Genomic DNA, 22557 nt, shown 5'->3' with positions numbered 1-22557 from the left:
ACTCGACCTGACTTTCAATATCTGCGCCACAAAGCATTGAGTAAATCCGTTCGCTGGCGTTCGGCATCTGTCGGCACGTACAGTTTGACACCAACGCCTCGTCCAACGGACCTCGGCATACTCCCGGCCGAACATTTCAAAGTACCGTCAGGGCCAGTGAGGTTCGTGACGGCACTTTCTTCATCTCAATCGGTTGAAGATAAGAAAGTTCCCCGTCACGGCCGATGCGCGAAAAGCCGCGTTGTGACCGGCAGGTGTCACAGGCTTCCTACTCCGTAGTGCCAGCTTTTTTTCTGCGCCGATTGGTGTGCGACTGCGCGACGGCCATTTGCAACTCGGGCGGGATCTCCAACGGCGCATTCTCTGCCTCATGTGGGTTCTGCAGCCCCTGGACGTGGACGGTCGGAAATGGCAGTTCGATGCCCTGCTCCTTGAAGGCTTGGCGGATGCGTACATAGAATTTGCGTTTCATACCGAAGGCGCCTCCGGGTCTGGTCATGGCCTTGACCCTCAACACGATGCCGTACTCGCCGAATTCCTGTACGCCCTGCATCTTGATCGGGTCGAGCACCCAGTTTTTGAACTCGGGATCTTCCGCCAGTTCGAGGCCGATCCGCTTGATCAGCTTGCGGGCGAAGTCGATATCGGTGTCATAGCCGACGGTGATGTTGAATTTGTCGATAACCCAGTCACGGCTCTGGTTCTGGACTGCCCCGAGTTCACCGAACGGTATCGTGAACAGCGGACCACGATGGTGGCGCAGCTTCACCGAGCGCAGCGAGAAGCTTTCCACCGTACCCTTGTAATTGCCCGAGGAAATATATTCGCCGACACGAAACGCATCATCGAGCAGAAAAAACACGCCCGAAATGACGTCCTTGACGACGGTTTGTGCGCCAAAGCCCACAGCGACGCCGACAACGCCAGCGCCGGCGATCAGCGGGCCGATCTGGATACCCAAAGAGGCGAGCATCATCAGCACCGCCATCACGATGATCAATGCGAGCAGCATGTTCTGGAGGATCGGCAAGAGCGTGTGCAGCCGTGCCTGCTGCGCATCGAGGATCGGAACGTCCTCCTCGCTGATCACAGGGTGCGGCATTTCGATGCCCAGCTTTCGTTCGATCAAAGCCTTGATGATCGACCAGCCGAAATCGGCTGCAAGCGCAATGACCACGACGTTGATCAAGCCGCGCAATATGAACGTCGTCGTCGTATCGCTGTCGCGCATGGATTGCATGTCCAGGCCCCAGACACGCGCGAGGAAGTAAGCCGCCGCCAGGATCAACATCATCCGGATTCCGCGATCGATGACCGCGATCGTCACCGCCGGGATGGTAGGCCGGCCGACATCTTCCGAACCCGGCCGCAGGACGAAATTGACCCCGCGCTGCGTCAGCACGATTGCCAAAGGCAGGACGAATGCGGCCAAGGTAAACCAGAACCATGTGTACAGGCCGGCGATACGCTCCATAAACAGAGCGACGAAATAAGCAGTCAACAACCATGTTGCTGCCGTGTGACCTTGCCCATCGTCCCGCCGCATTCTTGGCCGGCGCCAGACGGCAAGCAGCCACAGAAACAGCAGCACGAAATCGGCGCCCTGAAACAGGACCATCATTCCGTCCCGATCGATTCCGAGACCGGGCAGGAGGATAAAAGCGGCCGCGAAGAAGGCGAAGACGCCGACGATCCGCGATAGCCAATAGGACCAATGGTCGGCCGTCTCGTTGGTGATCGGCAAGGCACGAACCTCGACGGCGTTCTCGACATGCATGAACGAAGGGACGAGCAAGGCTATGACGTACGTGCGCACACCCCATGTAACGACTGCCGCCATCAGAAATGTCAGCACAATCTCACGGATGAGCACTGGCCAGTCGAACAACATGAACGCGCCGGCGCTGCCCACGGCGAACGAGACAATCAGCAGGCTGGAATAAAGCAGCCGACCACCAATCTTCTTGGCCCGCCCGATGGGCGTATCCTTCGGTTGGGCGATAATCCAAAGACGAAATGGGCGGGTGAGTTTGTACGTGGCCCAAGTCAGCGCCAGCCCGGCGGCGATGAAAATCGCAATCAGCAAAAATATGCCGGCTGGCCCCCTGCTGGACATATCCTCCATGGTCGCTTCCCGAACGCGCGCGAACTGGCCTGGCAGCGAGGGCAAGGTTCGCACGATCCGTTCGATATGATGCTTGATCCGATCGAGCGTCGAGGATGCCATCGTATTCATCTGGGCTGGTGCGGCCACGGCGCCGGACGATGCGTCGGCCGGCGAAACTCCTGCCGCGGCAGGCGCTGCCGTTGATCCGGCGTCCTGATTTCGCTGTTCGGCCACCCAGGCCTTCACTGACGGATCGTCGAGAAGCTCGAACAGCTGTTTGACCCTTTCAGGCGGGACGCTCGCCGCCGCCTGCGCCTGTGCCGGACCAGCCAGCATGAGGGCGATACCACAGACGAGCGGCCCGGCAATCAGGACAAACATCGCAGTCAGATATCCGAGACGTCGTGCCCGGCGCGCCAGATTCCTGGCTCCCAATCGTCGAATCATGCGTGGCATCGTGCTGTAACCTTCCGGTCAAATCGGCAAGCAACGACATCTATGTCCGTCGTTACTCCTACCTTGAACAAGCCGATGTTGTGGTGCAAGGCGTCATCGGTCCGGGCTAGACCGTTGCGCCGGGTACTTGGCGGTGTCTACTAGCCGTCAGGGGAGGTATTTCGACCTCGGCCCGGGCCTCCGGGCGTTCCATGAACCGGGCGTCGTTGATTCTGGGCACAGAACGCCGGCGCCAAGGATCCCAGGCTATTACCCGAGGGGCATGAGCGCTCGCCATTCAGCCTGTCACCAAGCCTTTTTGCCTGCCTCCAATTCGCCCGACCTTGACAGAGCCGTGCTGCCATCCGATGCCGTCATCCGTTTTTGACATTCGCCGACTCTTGCCGAAGAAAACGAAAGCTCGATGGCCAAGGACAATGCGAACGGCGGTACCGCTTCCGAAGCCCTTGCGTGGACCGCGTTGTGGAACGCAGCGTCGGATTGCGGCAGCGGCTCGCGCCCGATCAACCCGCAGTCCCTGCGCGCGCTGCCGGGAGGGCGGAAATGGGTGCGCAAGGCCGCCAAGGTGATCTTCGACGGGCTTATGGCCGGAAGCCTGTCGGCGCCAGCGCAGTTGGCTGCCAGGTGGGACAGCTTCGGCGGGGCCATCACCGCGTTGATCGTCGAACTCGGCAAGATCTGGGGCGATCCCGCAGCGGGTCGCCGCGTCCAGTATCTCCTTGAGCAAATGCTTCTCGACGTCGACGACCTTGCCGCGCCGCGCAGACTGGCGCTGACACTCGGAATTCGCGTCGACGCGCCAAATTCGACCTCGACCGAACTTCCGGAAGGGGTAGATCAGATCTACGCCCGGCTGATGATGGATGGCCAGATAGAGGCTCGCGTGCAGTTCGGCGCACTCGGGACAGTGACAAGGGATCATTGGATTGGGTTGATCCAGAATGTCGTGCCCGCTGAGCGGCTTACCGACAGTACGGCAAGGCTTGCAGGACGATCAGCTGTGCCGCAAGAGGGCGCCGGTGCCAACACGTTAAACACGCTTGCAGCCGAGGCATTGTTGTCCACAGCCGAACGCCGGTCCGATCCGGACAGTCACTTCGGCAAACTCGCCCAATTGGCCGCTGAAGCGCGGGAGCTGGTTCGGTCGAGCGCCGAACCAGCACAGCCTCCTGCGGCGCCGCGCCGAGCACGGGCCGCGGACAGGAATGATCGCACGGCGTTCTGGAACAGCTATTTCGCGACCGAGGATCCGTGGAACTACGGCTCGCTCTATGAGCAGGAAAAATATCAGCGGCAGCTCGAGATCCTGCCTGACGGTCCCATCGGACGGGCGCTTGAGCTGGCCTGCGCGGAGGGCCACTTCACGCGGCAGCTGGCGCCGCGTGTGAGTCATTTGACCGCAACCGACATCTCCGCCATAGCCATCGAGCGGGCTCGTGCGCGATGCAGCGATCAGCCTAACATTGAGTTCGGCGTGCTGGATTTCGCTGCGGACACGCTGCCGGGTGAGATGGATCTGATCTTTTGTTCGGAAGTGCTCTACTATCTGGATGATCTCGCGGAGTTGCGGCGCATCACCAAAAAATTCGCTGAGGCGTTGGCGCCTGGCGGCAGTTTCATCAGCGCACACGCATTCGTCCTACGCGACAATGTTGAAAGGACGGGCTTCGACTGGAACACATTCGGTGCCCAAGCGATCTCGGAGACGCTGGCAGCGACCGAAGGCCTCGTCCTCGAGCAGTCGATCCAGACCGAGCTCTATCGCATAGACCGCTTCCGCCGCCTATCGCCGGACGATGTGGTGACGGAACCGAGGATTGATCATGTGCCGATCCGCGCACCCATCGAAATCGGGGTCGCGCGCAATATCATCTGGGGCGGGGCGCGGGCCTTGCGCCGCGACGTCGCCCGCAGCGAGCGGCGGCAGCGTATCCCCGTCCTCATGTATCACGGCGTCGCCGATGAAGGTCCGGCCGCGCTCGCCCGTTTTCGGCTCACGCCCGCCGCATTCGCCAGCCAGATGGCATGGCTGCGCGCCAATGGCTTTCACGCGATTAGTTCAGAGCAGCTGGAACAGTTCATCGCCAACCGTGAGCCTTTCGCTGGCCGCCCGGTGCTCATCACCTTCGACGACGGCTTCCAGAACTTTGCCGACCATGCCTGGCCGACCTTGCGCGCCAACGACCTGACCGCCGAAGTGTTCCTGGTGACGGACCTGGTGGGTGAAAGTGCACGGTGGGACGCCCACAGCGGTCCGCCGACGCCGCTGATGGACGCCGGGACGGTGCGACGCCTCGCCGGCGAGGGTGCCTTCTTCGGAAGCCATATGGCGACGCATCGCGCGATCGACGGTCTGTCGAGCTCTGACCTGGCCTCCGAGCTCCTGCGCTCCCGCATGTTCATCGAACGGTGGACTGGCCGGCCGACCACGGCGTTCGCGGCACCCTTCTCTGTAACCGACCGACGGCTTGGCCGGCTGGCCAGGGAGTGCGGCTACCGGATCGGCTTCGGCGGCAGACACGGGCCGGCGGGCCTCGATGGCGATCCCATCGACCTTCCACGCATCGAGATCCGCGGGGATCGCTCGCTCGATGACTTTGTTGCCATTGTCGAGGCCGTGCTCGATGAACGGTGAACTTGTCTACTGGGCGACTTCCGACACGGCCGACATCAGTTCCCGTGGGTTTGGCGCCCCAAACATGTATCGCCCACCCTCCGGAACCTCCGTGAAGCTCCAGCGCACGATCCCCTGCCGGTCCAGCAGGAACTGACCGACCAGTTGCCCGTGCCCCGTTGCCATCATCTGCTGGTCTGCTTCGGTCACTTCGTAGGGGTCCTTCTTCTCGAGGAACTCACCGGCCGCAAAAGGATCCATTGGGCCGGGCAGCACGCCTGGTATGTCGACCCGCAAGCCCTTTGCCGCTGCCATCGCGACCTTGTAGGGCCAGTTCGTCTCGTTTTCGGTGAATTCGAGATTGGGCAGTCCAAAAGCACGATGTGAAGCGCGTTCGGGGTCGGAAGCCGCAAGCAGATTCGGCATCGGGTGGTAGCGGAAATAGAGACGCGCCCGCTCGATCGGTGTGTTGACCACCGTCAGGCTCTCCACACCCTTTTCGCGCAGCTCCGGATCGAGCCGCGCTTGGGCGGCGATATGGCGCCGGCAAAACGCGCAATGCAGACCTCGAAACAGGCCGACCAGCACCGGCTTTTGCCCACGAAAGTCGTCAAGCGCGATCTTGCCTTCCTGGGTAATGGCGTCGAGTATCACGTTCGGCGCGCGGTCACCCGGTTGAAGCGGTACCAAGTCACTAGGCGCGGACATTTCAACCTCCAATCCCGGCTAGTCGAGAAAAGGCAGTACCACGAGCGATTCCGGGTCGAGCCCGTGCTGGGCGCATATATCCTGCGCCAGGGAAAAGTAGCGTTCGGCCTCGGCCAGGTTGTCGAGGTCGAGATTAAGCGTTGCCAAGCCATCATAGCATGGAAACAGCAGTTGGGGTTCGCCCGTTTCACGGGCCACGTCCAGCGCGTCGTGGAACAACCCAACCGCCAGTTCCGGACGGCCGTTGCATTGGTGGATCTGCCCCAGCACGATCAACGGCACCGGCAGGTGCTCGCGCTGGTCGAGTGCCCGATCGATCTCGATGGCCTTCTCTGCGGCAGGCACGCCCTCTGTCGGACACCGATCCGTGAAAGTACAGCAGGCGACCGCCAGATTGGCCAGCAGGCGCGCCTGGAAGCCCAAATCACCGATACGGCGCGCCACTTCGAGACCGCGCCGACAGACTTCGATCGCCCGTGCCGGATCGATGGTCGTGTAAAGCACGCCGAGATTGGTGTAGCCACGGCAGGCCGCGCCCAGCAGACCGGCGGCTTCGGCCAATTCGATGCTGCGCTCAACCTGACGCACGGCCTCATGGTTTCGCCCGAGGCGGGCCAGCGCGACAGCCTTGGTATTGAGTGCCTCGGCGGTCACAAGAGTGGCATCAGCCCCCACCTCGGAGACCTGCTCCGTTGTCAGAGTGCCTACGCAATCCAGCGCCGCGTCCGCCCATTTTGCCGCGAGAGCGTGATCTCCGCTCCGGAATGCCTGTCGGCCACGTTCTTGCCACAGATGCGCCTGCTCGATCGGGGCATCCGCTCCATCCAGAAGCGCTGCCGCTTCAGCATAGCGGGATTCTGCGTTGTCCCGCTTGCCGACGTCCCAGAGCAGCCGGCCGATCTTGCGCAAAACGCGCGCCGAAGCGACACGATCGGCTGACTCGCGATATGCCTGCAGCACCGTCTCGTAGTGCTGGTGCGCGATCTCGCGGCGGCCAGCCGGGCCGCTCAAATCGGCAATGCGCTCTGCAATTGCCAGTTTGAGCGGTGTGTGCCCGATCGCGCCCAACGCAGTCAGTGCGCGCTCGTAGAAACGAAGGGCGTCGTCGTTGGCGTATATTGTGCGAGCGCGATCGCCTGCCGCCTGCAGGTAATGCGCGCCTCTCTCCCGCTCGGCGCTCAGTGCGAAATGATGACCGAGCACGGTCAAATCCTCGAGTCGTTCCGGCTTGTCGCCGTACAGGTGCTCCAAGGCGACACCGACCCGCCCGTGGATGTCGGTCCGGCGTTGCAGGAGCAGATTCTGGTAGATCACGTCCTGCAGCAATGTTTGCGTAAAGCGGTAGCTCTGCGATGAGGCCGAGCCTGATCCGGCAACTTCCTCGATGATCTCCGCATCGCAAAGCAGTTCGCAGCCGGCTTCCAACCGGCCGGGGTCGGCCGTCACGGTTTTCAGAAGTGTGGCATCGAAGCGCGGGCCGATCACCGCGGCTTCCTGGGCCAACCGGCGCACCTCCTGGGGCAGCCGGTCGACGCGAGCAAGCAACATTGCCTGGATGGTGGCGGGAATGCCGGTTGCGACTTCGCCCGCTGCAGTCCGCCATCGCTGACCCTCGCGCATCAGTGCGCCGCGATCGATAAGGCCGCGAACGATCTCCTCGACAAAAAGCGGGTTGCCGCCCGCACGCTCGAGGATCTGGTCGACAAGCCTTCCTGCGGAGTTTACCCAGCTCTCGCCGAGAAGCGCCACCAGCAGGCTGCGTCCGTCATCACTGTTGAGCGGGGAAAGCCTGAGCGCCGTGTGACTGACCCGACTAGAGTCGAGCTGGCCGTTGTCCGGCCCCGGACGATGCGTGACCAACAACATCAACCGCGTGCGCTCCAACCTGTCCATCACGAAACGCAGTGCCTCGAGCGAGACGGCGTCGGCCCAATGCAGGTCTTCGACGACAATCAATAGCGGCGACAACGCAAGCCGCCGTTCGATGATTGTGCGGACCGCGTAGAGAATTTGCCGCCGCAACTGCTCTGGCTCGACATGCTGCAAGGTGCCATCAGGGTCGCCAAGGCCAAGCACATGGTAGAGCAAAGGCATCAGCCGCTTCGCTTCCTCGCCCGCCAGGCCGAGGTCGGTAAGCAAGCCTGCGAGCTTCCCCCGCATTTCGTCCCCATTGTCGTTTTGCATCATCCCGGCAGCGCTGCGCACCACCGCGCCCAAGGCGCCGAATGATTGTTCGCCCAGCGGTGAGCACGTGGCCTGCCGCACGGCGACGTTGCGAAAGCGATCCTCGTCGCCGACGCGGGCGACGAACTCCTTGACCAGCCGCGATTTCCCGATGCCGGCTTCTCCGACGAGGCGGACAAGTTGTGCCGAGCCGCCGCACGCTTGATCAAGGCTCGCCAGCATTCTGTGAAGCTCCGCACCGCGACCTATTATCGGCGCGCTGAGGCCGAGCGCCTCGAGCCCACGCGCTGCACGCGGCGCCGCAAGCGGTGCATCCAGTCGATGGACGAGCACACTGCCAGCCTTGCCGCGAAGCACGACGTCACCCAGCGGTTCGTAAGAGAAGGCATGCCGAGTCAGCCTGTGCGTGAGCTCGCCTACCAGCACCTCACCCGGTGCGGCCAGCGATTGCAGGCGTTGCGCCGTATTCACCGTATCGCCGGTCACCGAATAGGATTTGGCGGTGCCGATCCCCAATCCGCCAGTGACGACTGGACCGGTGTTTATGCCGATGTGGAGCAGCAGAGGCGTGCCGGAGTGGGGAGCACTTTCGCCGAGCCGCGCCGTCCGGGCGATCATGTCGAGAGCGGCGCGAAGCGCACGTTCCGGATCGTCCTCATGCGCGACCGGCGCACCGAACAAAGCGAGCAGTGCATCGCCGATGAATTTGTCGACGAAACCGCCAAAGTTTCGCACGGCCGCCGTCAATTCCGTGAACAGTTCGTTCTGCAGCGCTTGCATGACCTCGGGGTCGAGCTGCTCGCTGAGTGTCGTGAAGCCGCAAAGGTCGGCGAACAGGACCGTTACCGTCCGGCGATCGGCGTCAGAGACGGGATGCAGCCCATCTTCGCTTTCGATGTTCGCAAGCAGCGACGGAGTTCGAGAAGGCGGCACAATGGTCCGGCTTGCTGTCGGAGCAGGCCGTTCGATGGCCTTTGCGGGCGCACCGACGCTTGCCCCACACTTTGGACAGAACTCGAAATCCGGTGCGCAGAGGTAGCCGCAACTGGCGCATGGCACGGGCTGGCGCCTGCCACACTTCGGACAGAAAGCAAAGCCGCCCTCAACCTCGAAACCGCAGCCCGAGCAGTCCATCGAACAAGACCTCACTAGAGCATGATGCCGAAAAGTGTGAAGCGGTTTTCGGGCGACATCATGCTCTACCTCTTTGAGTTAGAGGCGGATTCAGATTTCAGGTCGATTCAACATGAAATCATCCGGCTCTAGGGGCCGTGACGGTGTGATCTCGCCACGCACTTCACGGCCTGGGTATTCACAAGGATGAACCGATAGGCGTCGACCAGCAAGCGGCAGCGCAAATGGGCCTCGAGCGATCAGTGCGGGTCCGGCGGCAGCGCTGCCAATTCGGGGGCTGCATCACCGTCGTTTGCGAAAGTTCCCTCTTACCCTCTGTCTTCCTGCTATTGTGGAGATGAGGAGACGGACCCATGAGCGAGAATCGCAAGCTCGCCGCAATCCTGGCTGCAGATGTGGTCGGATACAGCCGGCTCGCAAGCGCGGACGAAGATCGTACTTTGGCGAGGTTGCGGGCACTGCGCAGCGACCTGATCGATCCAATCATCGCAGTGCACAACGGACGTGTGATCAAGCGCACCGGGGATGGGGCGCTGGTTGAATTCCGCAGTGTGGTGGATGCCGTGCGCTGCGCCATTGAGGTTCAGAATGGTATGGTCGAGCGCAACGCCGGCGTGCCGCAGGACCGCCGCATCGAGTTCAGGATCGGCATTCATCTGGGGGATGTGGTCGAAGAAAGCGACGGCGACCTGATGGGCGACGGCGTCAATATCGCCTCGCGTTTGGAGGGCGTCGCGGCGCCCGGCACCATCTGCCTGTCCGAGGATGCCTATCGCCAGGTCAGGGCGAGGCTCGACCTCTCGGTCAGCGATCTCGGCAGCACGCAACTCAAGAACATCGCCGAGCCGATCCGAGTCTATTCGCTGCAAGTCGGCAGCGTCGGGACCAAGGCGGCCGCGACCTCGGAAACCGCGACGAGCCGGCCGGCGGCGGCAGCGCCGCCGAAGCTGTCGATCGCCGTCCTGCCGTTCGCCAACATGAGCGGTGACGCCGAACAGGACTACTTCGCCGACGGCATCTCCGAAGACATCATCACGGCGCTGTCCAAACTGTCGCAGCTCTTCGTCATCGCACGCAATTCGTCGTTCACCTTCAAGGGCCAGAACGTCCATGTGCAGGAGGTGGGCAAGAAGCTCGGCGTGCGGCATGTGCTTGAGGGCAGCGTACGCAAGTCGGGGAACAGGGTGCGCATCACCGCGCAGCTCATCGATGCAATTTCGGGTGGCCATCTTTGGGCGGAACGGTTCGATCGCGACCTGACCGATATATTCGCCGTGCAGGACGACGTGACGCAGCAGATCGTCGGTGCGCTGGCGCTCAACCTGACTGATGGCGCCCGTCTGCGGCTGGCGCCGGAGCACCCGCGCAACACGGAGGCGTATGACTGTTTCCTGCGGGGCCGGGAGCTGTGGCACCGGCTGACGAAGGACACGAACGTCGCAGCCCGCGACATCCTGCAACGTGCCACCGAGTTGGACCCGAACTTTGCCTCTGCCTACGCTTTTCTTGCCCTCACGCACGGCATCGATTACCTGAACAGGTGGGGTGCGTCACCGCCGGAATCGATGGCGCAAGCCGAAGAGGCCGCAACGCGAGCGGTAACGCTCGATGACAACGATCCCTGGGCGCACTGGGCGTTGGCGATAGCCAAGCTGTACACACGACGGCACGATGAGGCCATCGACGAGGTCGAGCGGGCACTGGTCCTCAATCCGAACTTCGCCGAAGCGCATGTCTGCCGCGGCGAAACGCTGTACTATTCAGGCAGACCTGAGGAGGCCCTCGAGAGTTTCGCCCGGGGCAAGACCTTGAACCCATATTTTCCGGATGTGCTTCTGCACTTTCAGGCTTTGGCGTTGTTTCAACTGGGAAGATTCGACGAGGCCGTCGACCTCTTGCTGCAACGGCTGGCTCGCAACGCTGTCACCGACGTCTCGCGCGCGCTTCTGGCCGCCACCTACGGCCATCTGGGCCGCTTGGAGGAGGCCCGCGCGGCATGGCAGGAGGTGCTTCGCGTCAATCCCGACTATTCGCTGGAATACCGTCGCAAAGTCTTGCCTTACAAGAACCCTGCCGATTTCGAACTCATGGTCGACGGGCTCCGCAAGGCCGGTGTGGTGCAATAAGGCTTTACGTGAGGCTCAACCCGCCTTGATCCCTGCCTGGCCGATCTTGCGCCATCGGGCGTTTTCGCGAACCAGCTTCAGGTCGTCGGTCGTCTCGGCAAATGTCCGCAATCGGTATTGCCGAAGCAGGTTCGGGAAGACCGCCCCTTCCGGCAGGCCGGCAAGCTGCTCGCGGACCGAGATCTTTTCATCGATGACCCGCATGCCCCAGGCATTTTCCCGAACCTGCAGCTCCGCGGCCAGATCGCGCTCTTCCGGCACGTTTTCGTCCAGCGCAGCCAGCAGGGTCTGATGGAAAAGCGCGACATAGCCAATCTGTCTCAGGCCGCCCACGACCCGCACGCGCGGCAATATGGCAAGGACGAGGAACATCAGGAACAGGTTCGGCAGCAGCGTGCCGTCCAGCAGCGCCTGCCTGAGATGCGGCCGCTCGAACGGGATGGAAAGACCATGCGGCCTGTCAGGCTCGATCAGGTGGCCGTTGTCGAGGACGAGCTTGCGCACGCGCTCCTCGCGAATGCCCCAGAAATAGTCGGTGGTATTAGGTAGGAATCTGCCAAATGGGCCCGATGCGGCCTCTTGCAAGGCACGTTCGAGACGCTGGCGCCTTGCAGGCTCAATGAGCAGCCTGGAAAGAAGGCTGCCGTCATCTTCTAGATGCCGCGCCATGGCAGAAGCGGCGAGCCGATCGTCGATGAAAACCGGCAGGGCCATGCCGGAACGATCCCAATCGGCGACCAGATCCTCGTTGAGGGCTGTCAGCGCATCGGCGGCGGTTCCAAACACCTTGTCCTGGCTGGCAAGCAACGTGCCCAGCCAGCGGCTGGCATCCGTTTCATCGCCCACCGCTTCGAGTGCGCGCTTGTTGAGCGAGACGGGACCGGCCGCACAGGCGCTTTTGCGGCACAGTTTGTGGCGGCCCATGCCAAACAGATTGACCTTGTCGTCGCCGACATCGAGCCATCCCGGCCCCTCCCGGCCGATGGTCTCCATGGTCATCGTCGTTCCCATGAAGCAGAAGAAGGCCGACAGCCCGTTTTCGACCGCGCCGAGCCAGGCAAGCAGGAGGGCATCGAGGGTGATCCGGTCCATAAGAAGCAGGCAGTGCAGGCCGGACTGAATCACCGGTCTGTGCTCGAACTCGTCGAGCGCCTTGCCGATCTCCTCAGGCAGCATGATCATACCGAGGCGCTGCTGCAGGACTTCGCGCAGGATCGAGCGGGCAGCGATCGCCGGGCCCGATGCAGGCCTTGCCACCGGCCGCCACAGATGGCGGGCGTAATCGGAAACTGGTGCATTCCAGTTCTGCTCGATGTCACGCGCGACTTCCGGACAGAGCCGGGACAGCACGGCCAGAATTTCCGCCGGAGGCGTAGGGGTTGGGTCAGAGATGGCGGTCATCGGTCCCGTCTAGCCGCTTGCGGTGTAAACGCCAAGGGAGATAGCGGATCTCAGAACCGCAGCCGGGCCATGCTCAGGAGGTCGTGGTACTGCCCGTCGGTAAAACCGGCCTTCACATGCCGGCCTTCGACCTCGAAGCCGTGGCTTGTGTAGAGACGGACCGCCGGTTCGTTGTCGGCATAGACGGTCAATTCGACCCGCTTCAGGGCGCGCCAGTTGTCGGCCACGTCAAGCAGCGCGCCAAGTATGGCAGAGCCGATGCCCTTGCCGACAAAGGCATCGTCAAGGCCGATATTGATCTCGCCGATATGCGAACGGCGCGGCGAACCCTGCACAACAAGGTTGCCATGGCCGACGACCTTGCCGTCCAACTCGGCAACGATCCAGGTGGTTTCCTGGCCGGACTTGGCGATGCGCCGCTCCACCTGCTCCACCATCTCGAAAGGCATCCTGAGCGTACCCCAGCGGAAGCCCGGCATGTTGAAGATGGCGCAAAGCGCCTCCGCATCGCTCGGCCTTACGGCGCGGAGCTGCGGCTGGATTTTCTCAGCGGAGGTCGTGCTGGTCATGGCGTTCCCGACTACAGCAATTCCGGGAAAAGTGTGAGCGGTTTTCCGCCCGGAATTGCGTCAGAACAAAGTGATAGAGCAGTTCGCCGTTTCCTTGAAACGGTGAAATGCTCGAAGGCAATCGGCGCGGCACGATGCACCGGACGTCACCTGAAAATCCAGCCGTCTCTGCACCTTATTATACCGTTTGCGAGCTGAAATGGCGGGAAGCGGCGTATAGTTTGAAGATGCCGCTGACGGCGATCCAGCCGAAAAGGGCGAGCCAGCACAATGTTTTAGTCGCCGTCCAGTCGATCCGGTGCACCGCGGCGTCGGTGATGACCAGGCCAAGGATGGCAAGCAGGCCGACCAGAAATTGCGCCAGGCCGAGCACCAGCAGTTCCTCGCGGGGCGCACTTCTCCAGACGAGGTATGTGCCGCCGGCGCCGGCGAGGAAGATGGCGCTGTAGACCTGGCCGTGGAAGGGATCGACCGGCCATGGCCAGCTGCTGCTAACCACCTGGGGAAACAGCAACATGCCGACGCCGTAGAGCCCAAGGATCGCCGTTTCCGCCAACATGTAGCCGCGCCATGCGGGGTTTAGGGTCACGCCTTTTGCCGAAGGACGGGCCCTGGCCCACCACAGGAACAGCCCGGATACCGCGGCCGAGGCTAGATAGACCAGGAACCAGAGCCAGGTCGCTTTTCGTTCGAAGTTGAAATAGCCGAGATTGATCAACGAAACCGCCGACACGATAACGGTGAAGATGAAGGCCATGACAAGCACCAGCCTGCCGGGCGACCAGCGGTTCCAGAACAAGAGCGCCGCCATCACCGCCATTTCGGCGGTGTAGAAGCCGCCTAGGAAGCGGGCACTGAATGGCGTGACGGGCCAGGGCCAGCGCGGCTTGACCAGCGCCGGCGCGAAAAACAGGCCGGCGCCCACGATCAGGACGATGATGACCCCAGCGGAGAAAATGCGCAGGGCTGCTGGAAATGGCGGGTTGTCGGACGTCTGCATGGAAAGGGCCCCAAAAGTGAATACCCGTGGACCATCATAGTGCCGCTTGCGGTCGGATGGAAATCGAGCTGTCACCAGGCTTGTCTATTCGAATGGCCGTACGATCCGTTTCGACGTAAAATGGCAGACTCGGACCAAGGAGCGGTCCAGTCAACACGCCTCGGGAGGCGCATTTTCCGGAGCCTGCACGATGAACGAAGCACAGGATCTGTTCTCGCTTCTGCGGCAATCGACCGATGTCGATCCACGCGCAATCGACGCGATCAAGCGAACCATCGCCGAGGGCGAGGATCGCGAGCTTTGCCGCATCAATGTGCCGGCCTTCGCCAACAAGCATGGCCTCGACGAGGAGCGCGCCATAGGCGCCTTTCTCCATGCGGCGCGGGTGGGCATCTTCGACATTTCCTGGAATGTTCTGTGCCCCGGCTGTGGCGGCGTGCTCGATACCAACGCCACGCTGAAAACCTTGCAGAAGGACGAATACACCTGCGCGCTGTGCTCCGAGGGCTATTCGCCGACCCTCGACGAGATGGTCGAGGTGACATTCACCGTCAGTCCCCGCATGCGCAGGATTGCGGCCCACAATCCACACGAATTGCCGTTGATGGAATATTTCCGCCAGATCTACTGGGCGTCCGGCGTCGATCTGCCGGACGAGGATTTCGCGAAAACGATCGAATCCTTCTCGCTCGAGGATCTCGAGCTTGCGCCCGGTGAAAAGGCGGTCCTGCCCATACAGCTTCCGTCCGAATTCATCATTGTCTTCGAGCCGGTCACCCATTCAGCGCAGTTCATCGACGTGAAGGGCGAACCAACAAAGGAGCGCCGAAGCCTGTCTTTGGTCTTCGACCGCGACCATGTCCAAAACCAGACGCTGGAGATGCAGCCCGGCCCGCTGCGCATTTCGCTGGAAAACAGGACCGACACCCGCGTGCTGCCGACGGTCTTCATCGCCGGCAAGGCATTGCATGATCTCCTGGGCAAACGCCGCCCCTTCCTCACCGCCAAGCGCCTGCTCACCAACCAGACGTTTCGCGACCTCTATCGCGCGGACACGCTCGACATCAACCAGCGTCTGAAGATCACCAGCCTGACCTTCCTGTTCACCGACCTGCGCGGATCGACCGCGCTTTACGAGCGGGTGGGCGACCTTTCGGCCTTCGATCTCGTACGCGAGCATTTCCAGGTTCTGCATGAGATCGTCGCGGCGGAGGCAGGCGCGGTGGTGAAGACGATCGGTGATGCGGTGATGGCGACCTTCGCGACGCCTGACCGTGCGATTGCTGCGGCCCTCAGGATGCGCGATGCCATGCGTGCGCTGAACGACAAGAGCGGGCGCGAGGATCTGCTGCTCAAGATCGGAGTCCATGCCGGCCCCTGCATCGCCGTGTCCATGAACGAGCGACAGGACTATTTCGGCCAGACGGTCAACATTGCTTCGCGGGTCCAGAACCTAGCCAACGCACAAGCAATCTTCGCCACGCGTGCGGTGGTCGAAGACAATCTCACCGCCGATCTGTTGCGCAGGAACGCGTTGACGCCCGTGCCCCACGAGGTCTCGCTGCGCGGCATTGAGCGGGAGATCGCAGTATATACGATCCCTTGAAAACTTGGTCCCTGAAGACCCGTCTTCACCCTCACACGCGCCTGGAGAGAAAATAACGATCGGCGGGCTCCGAAGTCGGCGGCGGGAGGCGTTGCAACTGCGGGTGATCGAGCGGTGTGCCGCTGACCGCGAAGCCGCCGACGCGAAGCATGCGCGCAATCAGATCGGGAAGCCAGGTAGAGGTCACTGCATCGCGATCTTCATAGCCGGTGCCGATGTCGGCATGAACAAGAGCGGCATCGATGCCGATGAACCGCCTCGCCGTCTCGCGTATCTCGCCGAGCACGAGGTTTTCAGCTTCGGGAATTGAGCTGGTGTGTGCGCCAACTTCGCGGTCGAACACCACGATCCGGCGTCCGGGCAGGCGCTCACGCAGATGGTGGAACGTCCGGCCATTGCCGAGGCCGAGCTCTAGCACAAGCCCTTCCATCTTCGCCACCTCGGGGCAGATTTGATTGAGAATGTCGCGCTGCGCGGTCATCCTGCTGATGAAATTATCGAGGCGACTCATATGCGATTGTATGTCCTGAACCAGCAGCCCCGATCGAGGCTTGCCGCATATAGAGGCGTACGACGAACCTTGCAATAACGCAACCGGCCGCCGACAAGCGTCATACCGGGTGGAGTCGTCGGCAGGCCGCGCGGCGGAATAGCAATCTCACTTGTAGGGGTCCGCGGCGTCCCGCAAGCCGTCGCCGAGGAAGTTGAACGCCATGATGACGAGAATGACTGGGAGCATCGGCAAAAGCAGCCATGGATAGAACGCGATCACGCTGACGCTGCGTGCCTCGGTGAGCAGGATGCCCCAGCTGGTTGTCGGCGCCCTCAGGCCGAGCCCGAGGAAGCTCAGCGCCGTCTCGCCCAGGATCATGCCGGGAATGGAGATCGTCGCCGTCGCGATCAGATGCGACATGAAGCCAGGAATGAGGTGACGCCCTATAATGCGGCTGCTGCTGGCGCCCATCAATTGCGCGGCCAGAACGTAATCCTCCTCGCGCAAGGCTAGAAGCTTTGAACGCACGGCCCGCGCCAGTCCGGTCCAGTGGATCAGCCCGAGAATGACGGTGATACCGAAATAGATCAGGATCGGGCTCCAGGTTATCGGCATGATCGCCGCCAGAGCCAGCCACAGCGGAATGCTGGGGATCGATTGCAGAACTTCGATTATCCGTTGAACGATCAGGTCGAAGATACCGCCGTGATAGCCCGCCAGTCCGCCGATGACAATGCCGAGCACAAAGCTGAAACTGATGCCGACGAGGCCGATTGTCAGTGAGATGCGTGCGCCATAGATGATGCGCGAGAGCACATCGCGCCCCAGCCTGTCGGTGCCAGCCAGAAAGAGCTGGCCATTTTCGGCCGGGCAGACAAAATGCCTGTCACCTTCGATGAGGCCCCAGAACCGGTAACCGTCGCCCTTGCAGAAGAAACGGATCCGCTGAACATCATCCTGTTCCTCGATGTAGTTTCGCTTGAGCGTGTCCATATCCAGCGTCATGTGGCGGCCATAGACGAATGGCCCGACGAACTGGCCGTTGTGGAACAGGTGCACCCGCTGCGGCGGCGAATAGATGTAGTCCATGTTGCGCGTGTGCAGATTGTAGGGCGCCAGGAACTCGCAGATCAATATCCCGAAATAAAGCGCCGCCAGGAGTATGCCGGATACAACGGCAAGCCGGTGCCTTCGGAATTTCCACCACATCAGCCGCAACTGCGACGCCTGATAGACCTTCGATTGCTCCGGCGTCATCGCCTCGACCGACTCCAGGTCAAAGGGCGCGGTGGAAACGTAATGTTGCAGCGGAGCACCCGGAGCGGGCAGCGGCGAAAGCGTGCTCATTTGGTGCTGCCGCCTTGCAAGCGAATTCGTGGATCAAGCAGCGCCAGCGCCAGGTCGGAAATCAGGACACCGATGACCGTCAGAAAGGCAAGGAACATCAGGAACGACCCCGCCAGATACATGTCCTGGCTCTGCAGCGCCCTGATCAGCATCGGCCCGGTCGTTTCCAAGGACAGCACGATCGCGGTGATTTCGGCGCCGGAGATAATGGCCGGCAGGATAGAGCCGATGTCGGAGATGAAGAAATTCAGCGCCATGCGCAGCGGATACTTGACCAGCGCCTTGAAGGGATGAAGGCCTTTGGCGCGCGCGGTCACGACATACTGTTTATGTAGCTCGTCGAGCAGATTGGCGCGCAGCCGCCGGATCATGCTTGCCGTGCCCCCGGTGCCGATGATCAAGACCGGAATCCAGAGATGGGCGAGGATCGACTTCGCCTTGTCCCAGCTCATAGGCTCGCCGAGATATTGCTGGTCCATGAGATGGCCGATGGACGTGCCGAACCAGATGTTGGCGAAATACATCAGGATCAGGGCCAGCATGAAGTTCGGAATGGCAAGGCCGAGAAGGCCCAAGAACGTCAGGCCGTAGTCGCCCCAGCTGTATTGGTGCGTGGCGGAGTACATGCCGATCGGAAACGCGATGAGCCAGGTGACGATGATCGTGACGAAGGAAACCAGCACGGTCAGCCACATTCGGTCCCCGACGACGTCGCGAACCGGCAGCTCATATTCGAAGGAATAGCCGAAATCGCCGTGCAGCATCCCGCCGACCCAGTAGAAGTAGCGAATGACCGGCGGCTGGTCGAAACCATATTCCTTGCGCATCATCTGGATGCGATCGGAATCCACCGCTTCGCCCTGGGCTCGAAGCTCGGCAACATAGCTGTCGAAATAGTCGCCTGGCGGAAGTTCGATGATCGTGAACACCAGCGCCGATATGACCAGCAGCGTTGGAACCATCACGGCGATGCGCCAGACAATATATCGAAGCACGCTCAGGTCTCTCCAAGCCAGAATGTATCCGGCATATAGACACCGAAATAGGCAGTCGGGTCGTAGCCGTAGAGCGCCTTGTCAGGCAGGTTGCGCAGCCGTGAGGACACCAGAATCGGCTGATACGTTGCGTTCACCGTGCCGATCGAAAACACCTGATCGGTGTAGATCGACAGCATCGAATTCCAGATTTCGGCGCGCTCTGTGGCTCCGGTCGATCCGTTCCAGCGCTTGAGCAATGCCATCAGCTCGACCACTTCAGGAAGATCGGGCGCCTCACCCATCTTGCCATGGGACAGATAGTGCGCGCCCCAGAGCGGCCACTGCAGCTGGTCATCGATGGTGGGGGCCAGCTGGTACGGGTTCATGTCGGCGGTCGGCACGCCATTATCGATGCCCGACCACATCGACATCATGATCTCGCCGCCAAGCGCGCGGCTGCGGAAGATGTCTCGCTGCGAAGTCCGGATGAACAGGGCAATGCCGATCTTGCGCCAGTGATCGGTGATGAGTTCGAGCGCGTCGGTTTCCAGGGTGCTTTCGCCGGCCGTTTCCACGATGACCTGCGCCGGGCGTCCGTCGGGAAGTATCCGCAAACCGTCATCGTCACGCCTCTGAAGCCCGACCTCGTCGAGCAGCGCATTGGCCTTGTCGGGATCATGGGCGACCCAGGCTTTCGCGAATTCCGGCCGGTAGAGCGGGCTCTCCGGCAGGACCGTATCGGCACTTTCCTGCGCCAATCCGTAGAACACGGCCATGTTGATCTCGCGCCTGTCCACAGCGAGCGAAAGTGCCCGGCGCACGCGCACGTCACGGAAGAGGCCACGCCACACCTGGTCGGCGCAATTCAGATTGGGCAGCAGCGCCAGCCGCGAGCCCTGTGTGCGTTTCCACAGATGCATCTTCACCGGGTAGCGCTTCTCCGCGTCCTTCAGGAAGGAGTAATCGGCGAAGTCAATTCCCATGCATTGCAGGTCGCTCTCGCCCGCACCGGTCTTGGCCGAGATGATCGCCGACGAGCTGACATTCATGACAATCCGGTCAACATAGGGGAGTTGCCGGCCATTTTCGTCTATTCGATGAAAGAATGGGTTGCGCTCGAAGACGAACTGCTCAGCCGGCGGCTTGGTCCGGTTCTGCCAGGGATCCAGCGTCGGCAGCTCCGGGTTCTCCGGGCGATACTGCCGCGACATGCGGATATGCAAGAGCGTCCATTTCTTGGCGCGGTACTCCTTCATCAGGCCGGCGAGCCGGAATGGATCCTGGTATTTTTTGTGGAACTGCTTGAGATAGGCGGCCGGCAGAACAAGCGATAGCGGCGAAGCAGCAGCGAGCTTGGGCAGGAAGTCGGGATTGGGCGCATCCCAACTATAGCGGACCGTCGACGGATCGACGATGTCGAAGCGTGGCTGCTTGCCGTCCGCCAGCAGGGCCGGGGCGAGCCCGCCTTGCGAAAGCTCATCGTTCAGCCAGACATCTTCCCAGCAATAGCGAAAATCCTCCGGCGTCAGCAGGCTACCGTCAGACCATTTATGTCCTTCCCGTATCTTGAAAGTGAAGACGCGATCATTCGCTACGTCGAAACTTTCGAGAATGTCGGGTTGCAGGTTAAGCTTTTCATCATAGCCGACCAGGCGAGCATACCCATAGATCGTCATCATCCGGATATCTTTCTGGCTGCCGATGATCGTGCGCAGCGTGCCGCCATACTGACCGGGCTGCCGGCCCATCGCAGCGAGATTCAACGCGCGCGGGCTCTTGGGCAGGCGTTCGGCGAGCGCCGGCAGCGCCCTGGCCTTCAACTGCGGCTGAAGAAATTCCGGCTCCAGATCGCCGGCACGCAACGTGCCCGGCAGAAATGCCGAAGCTATGAGGCCAAGGACGGTGCGCCGCCTGATCAATGGCGTAGCTCGCTGACATCGGCCGAACGTCGGGCCAGCACGAGGTGGCCGCCGCCAAGATCGAGCGGCGACAGCACATCCTCTTCGCCCTCGTCGCGGAATTGGGGTCCCCATGCGGTGGTGTCGGAAGCGCCGCTGAGCTTCAGCGTCTTGAAATCCATCGGCCTGTCGAGATCGGGGAAAGGTACCGCGGCGACCAGTGAGCGCGTGTAGGGGTGGATCGGTTTCCTAAGCAGGATTTCGCGCGGCGCAAGCTCGACGATACGCCCGCCGCACATCACCGCGATGCGGTCGGCCATGTAGTCCACCACCGCCAGGTTGTGGGATATGAACAGATAGGTCAGGCCCAGTTCCTTCTGCAGGTCCTTCAGAAGGTTCAGGATCTGCGCCTGGACAGAGACATCGAGCGCCGAAACCGGCTCGTCGCAGATCAGGAGTTCAGGCCCCAGCGCCAACGCGCGCGCGATGCCGATACGCTGACGCTGCCCGCCGGAGAAACTGTGCGGATAACGCTTGATGAAGCGCGGATCGAGCCCGATTGCCTGCATCAGGCTCTTGACCGTGGCGAGTCGGGACGTGGCATTGCCACGTCGATGGATTTCCAGCGGCTCGCTCAAGATATTCTCCACAGTCATGCGAGGTGAAAGCGAAGAAACCGGATCCTGAAAGACCATCTGGATTTTCGCGCGCAGCAGGTGCAGGGCGTCTCCCTCGCTTTCCAAGACGTCGATCGGTCCATTGCGGCCGTTGAAGATCACAGAGCCGCCGCTAGGGGTGACAGCCCGCATAAGGATCTTGCTGACGGTGGTCTTGCCGGAGCCGCTTTCACCGACCAGACCAAGGCACTCACCCCGCCTGATATCGAAGCTCACGCCGTCCACGGCGCGAACAGAGGTTTGATGATCCCCGCCGAACCAACCGGACTTGCGGATGGTGAAGGTCTTTGTCAGATCCTTGACCGACAGCAGGATGTCGTCCGGCCCCTTCGATGCCGGCGCCGTCTGCTTGCCGAGCAGGTTCCCGACATTAACCGGTACCTCGCGGAGAGCCTTTAGCCTTTCGCCAGGCTTCAGGTCGAAATGCGGAACGGCTGCCATCAGGCCCTTCAGGTAAGGGTGACCTGGCCGGCGGAATATTGCCTCGACAGGTCCCGCTTCCATGATCTCGCCATGGTACATGACCACCACCTCATCGGCGACATTGGCGACCACGCCGAGGTCGTGGGTGATCAGCAGCATCGCCATGTTCAGCTTGGTCTGAAGCCCGCGCAGCAATTGCAGGATTTGCGCCTGGATGGTGACGTCCAACGCCGTCGTCGGTTCGTCGGCGATCAACAAGGCGGGCCGGCAGATAAGCGCCATGGCGATCATGGCGCGCTGACGCAATCCTCCCGAAAGTTCAAACGGATACATGTCATAGGCGCGCTTGGGATTGGGAAAGCCGACAAGGCTGAGCATTTCCTCGGTCCGCGCCTTGCGCTCCGCCCGAGCCATGGGCGTATGAATCTGTAGGGATTCGCTGACCTGGTTGCCGATCGTGTGCAGCGGCGACAGCGATGTCATAGGCTCCTGAAAGATCTTGCCGATGCGGCTGCCTCTCAACGCCCGGATTTCGGGTCCATCACGCGGCATCTGCAGGATATCCTGCGTCGTGCCGGGCTTTTTAGGATCGGAAAACAGGATACGGCCGCGAACATGGGCCGTGTTCGGCAAAATGCCCATCACTGCCTGGCTCAGAACCGATTTTCCGGAACCTGACTCGCCCACAAGCGCGGTAACCTTGCCTGGCAGCACGCGAAGACTTGCACGCCTGACGGCATGCAACGGTCCCCCGATAATGGCAAAAGAGATGCCAACATCCTCGATACGCAGCAGATCAACACCCGAATTCATTCTCACACCAGCCCCACTCTGGCA

At 61.6% G+C, this 22557-nt stretch carries 14 protein-coding genes; 3 read left to right on the top strand and 11 right to left on the bottom strand.

Annotation, left to right across the window (positions count from 1 at the left end):
• Positions 1–268: 268 nt before the first annotated feature.
• The gene (locus tag AC56QX_RS14965) at positions 269–2488 is read right to left on the bottom strand and encodes a mechanosensitive ion channel family protein (RefSeq protein WP_497116978.1); all 2220 of its coding nucleotides are present in this window, start codon (positions 2486–2488) and stop codon (positions 269–271) included.
• Positions 2489–2966: 478 nt separating this feature from the next.
• On the opposite strand from AC56QX_RS14965, the gene AC56QX_RS14960 reads away from it, so the two are divergent.
• Positions 2967–5198: an SAM-dependent methyltransferase gene (locus tag AC56QX_RS14960; protein ID WP_497116977.1), complete on the top strand. Its 2232-nt coding sequence runs from the start codon at positions 2967–2969 to the stop codon at positions 5196–5198.
• Between the two features lie 6 nt (positions 5199–5204).
• Here AC56QX_RS14960 and AC56QX_RS14955 read toward each other — a convergent pair whose 3' ends face one another.
• Together AC56QX_RS14955 and AC56QX_RS14950 are read right to left on the bottom strand one after the other, a co-directional pair.
• Positions 5205–5885: a redoxin domain-containing protein gene (locus AC56QX_RS14955; protein WP_497116975.1), complete on the bottom strand. Its 681-nt coding sequence runs from the start codon at positions 5883–5885 to the stop codon at positions 5205–5207.
• Between the two features lie 18 nt (positions 5886–5903).
• Positions 5904–9203 carry an adenylate/guanylate cyclase domain-containing protein gene (locus tag AC56QX_RS14950; RefSeq protein ID WP_497116973.1) on the bottom strand — a complete coding sequence of 1100 codons (3300 nt, stop codon included), beginning with the start codon at positions 9201–9203 and terminating at the stop codon, positions 5904–5906.
• Between the two features lie 353 nt (positions 9204–9556).
• On the opposite strand from AC56QX_RS14950, the gene AC56QX_RS14945 reads away from it, so the two are divergent.
• Positions 9557–11329: an adenylate/guanylate cyclase domain-containing protein gene (locus AC56QX_RS14945; RefSeq protein WP_497116971.1), complete on the top strand. Its 1773-nt coding sequence runs from the start codon at positions 9557–9559 to the stop codon at positions 11327–11329.
• A gap of 15 nt (positions 11330–11344) precedes the next feature.
• Here the strand turns inward: AC56QX_RS14945 and AC56QX_RS14940 are convergent, their stop codons facing one another.
• The 3 genes from AC56QX_RS14940 to AC56QX_RS14930 all read right to left on the bottom strand — a co-directional run bounded on the left by AC56QX_RS14940 (position 11345) and on the right by AC56QX_RS14930 (position 14299).
• The gene (locus AC56QX_RS14940; RefSeq protein ID WP_497116969.1) at positions 11345–12730 is read right to left on the bottom strand and encodes a hypothetical protein; all 1386 of its coding nucleotides are present in this window, start codon (positions 12728–12730) and stop codon (positions 11345–11347) included.
• A 50-nt stretch (positions 12731–12780) separates the two neighbouring features.
• Complete coding sequence (locus AC56QX_RS14935; protein ID WP_258582161.1) at positions 12781–13299, bottom strand: GNAT family N-acetyltransferase; 519 nt, start codon at positions 13297–13299, stop codon at positions 12781–12783.
• 178 nt (positions 13300–13477) lie between these two features.
• Complete coding sequence (locus tag AC56QX_RS14930) at positions 13478–14299, bottom strand: hypothetical protein (protein ID WP_497116967.1); 822 nt, start codon at positions 14297–14299, stop codon at positions 13478–13480.
• Between the two features lie 190 nt (positions 14300–14489).
• Between AC56QX_RS14930 and AC56QX_RS14925 the strand changes: the two genes are divergently transcribed.
• A complete protein-coding gene (locus AC56QX_RS14925; protein ID WP_497116965.1) occupies positions 14490–15905 on the top strand; it encodes an adenylate/guanylate cyclase domain-containing protein in 1416 nt (471 codons plus the stop codon).
• 31 nt (positions 15906–15936) lie between these two features.
• Here AC56QX_RS14925 and AC56QX_RS14920 read toward each other — a convergent pair whose 3' ends face one another.
• The 5 genes from AC56QX_RS14920 to AC56QX_RS14900 form a co-directional block, all read right to left on the bottom strand.
• Positions 15937–16416, bottom strand: coding sequence for a class I SAM-dependent methyltransferase (locus AC56QX_RS14920; RefSeq protein WP_497117762.1), 480 nt, complete (start codon positions 16414–16416; stop codon positions 15937–15939).
• A 147-nt stretch (positions 16417–16563) separates the two neighbouring features.
• Positions 16564–17745: an ABC transporter permease gene (locus AC56QX_RS14915; RefSeq protein WP_497116964.1), complete on the bottom strand. Its 1182-nt coding sequence runs from the start codon at positions 17743–17745 to the stop codon at positions 16564–16566.
• Entirely contained in the window at positions 17742–18740 is a 999-nt protein-coding gene (locus tag AC56QX_RS14910) for an ABC transporter permease (protein WP_464614488.1), read from the bottom strand. Before AC56QX_RS14910 ends, AC56QX_RS14915 begins: the two co-directional genes overlap by 4 nt.
• Positions 18741–18742: 2 nt before the next feature.
• On the bottom strand, positions 18743–20641 hold the full coding sequence (locus AC56QX_RS14905; RefSeq protein ID WP_497116962.1) for an ABC transporter substrate-binding protein: 1899 nt from the start codon (positions 20639–20641) through the stop codon (positions 18743–18745).
• Positions 20638–22533, bottom strand: a complete 1896-nt coding sequence (locus AC56QX_RS14900) for an ABC transporter ATP-binding protein (protein WP_497116960.1) — start codon at positions 22531–22533, stop codon at positions 20638–20640. Before AC56QX_RS14900 ends, AC56QX_RS14905 begins: the two co-directional genes overlap by 4 nt.
• Positions 22534–22557 lie beyond the last annotated feature (24 nt).

The sequence above is a fragment of the Mesorhizobium sp. RCAM 06353 genome, from assembly GCF_059683585.1.
The sequence above is the reverse complement of the archived record's forward strand: the minus strand, read 5'-3'. Positions and strand labels throughout refer to the sequence as shown.

Coding starts and splice junctions, on each gene's coding strand:
- AC56QX_RS14915 (WP_497116964.1), bottom strand. CDS start 17,745: ATGAGCACGCTTTCGCCGCTGCCCGCTCCGGGTGCTCCGCTGCAACAT.
- AC56QX_RS14950 (WP_497116973.1), bottom strand. CDS start 9,203: ATGGACTGCTCGGGCTGCGGTTTCGAGGTTGAGGGCGGCTTTGCTTTC.
- AC56QX_RS14935 (WP_258582161.1), bottom strand. CDS start 13,299: ATGACCAGCACGACCTCCGCTGAGAAAATCCAGCCGCAGCTCCGCGCC.
- AC56QX_RS14930 (WP_497116967.1), bottom strand. CDS start 14,299: ATGCAGACGTCCGACAACCCGCCATTTCCAGCAGCCCTGCGCATTTTC.
- AC56QX_RS14955 (WP_497116975.1), bottom strand. CDS start 5,885: ATGTCCGCGCCTAGTGACTTGGTACCGCTTCAACCGGGTGACCGCGCG.
- AC56QX_RS14940 (WP_497116969.1), bottom strand. CDS start 12,730: ATGACCGCCATCTCTGACCCAACCCCTACGCCTCCGGCGGAAATTCTG.
- AC56QX_RS14965 (WP_497116978.1), bottom strand. CDS start 2,488: ATGTTTGTCCTGATTGCCGGGCCGCTCGTCTGTGGTATCGCCCTCATG.
- AC56QX_RS14960 (WP_497116977.1), top strand. CDS start 2,967: ATGGCCAAGGACAATGCGAACGGCGGTACCGCTTCCGAAGCCCTTGCG.
- AC56QX_RS14925 (WP_497116965.1), top strand. CDS start 14,490: ATGAACGAAGCACAGGATCTGTTCTCGCTTCTGCGGCAATCGACCGAT.
- AC56QX_RS14900 (WP_497116960.1), bottom strand. CDS start 22,533: ATGAATTCGGGTGTTGATCTGCTGCGTATCGAGGATGTTGGCATCTCT.
- AC56QX_RS14945 (WP_497116971.1), top strand. CDS start 9,557: ATGAGCGAGAATCGCAAGCTCGCCGCAATCCTGGCTGCAGATGTGGTC.
- AC56QX_RS14920 (WP_497117762.1), bottom strand. CDS start 16,416: ATGAGTCGCCTCGATAATTTCATCAGCAGGATGACCGCGCAGCGCGAC.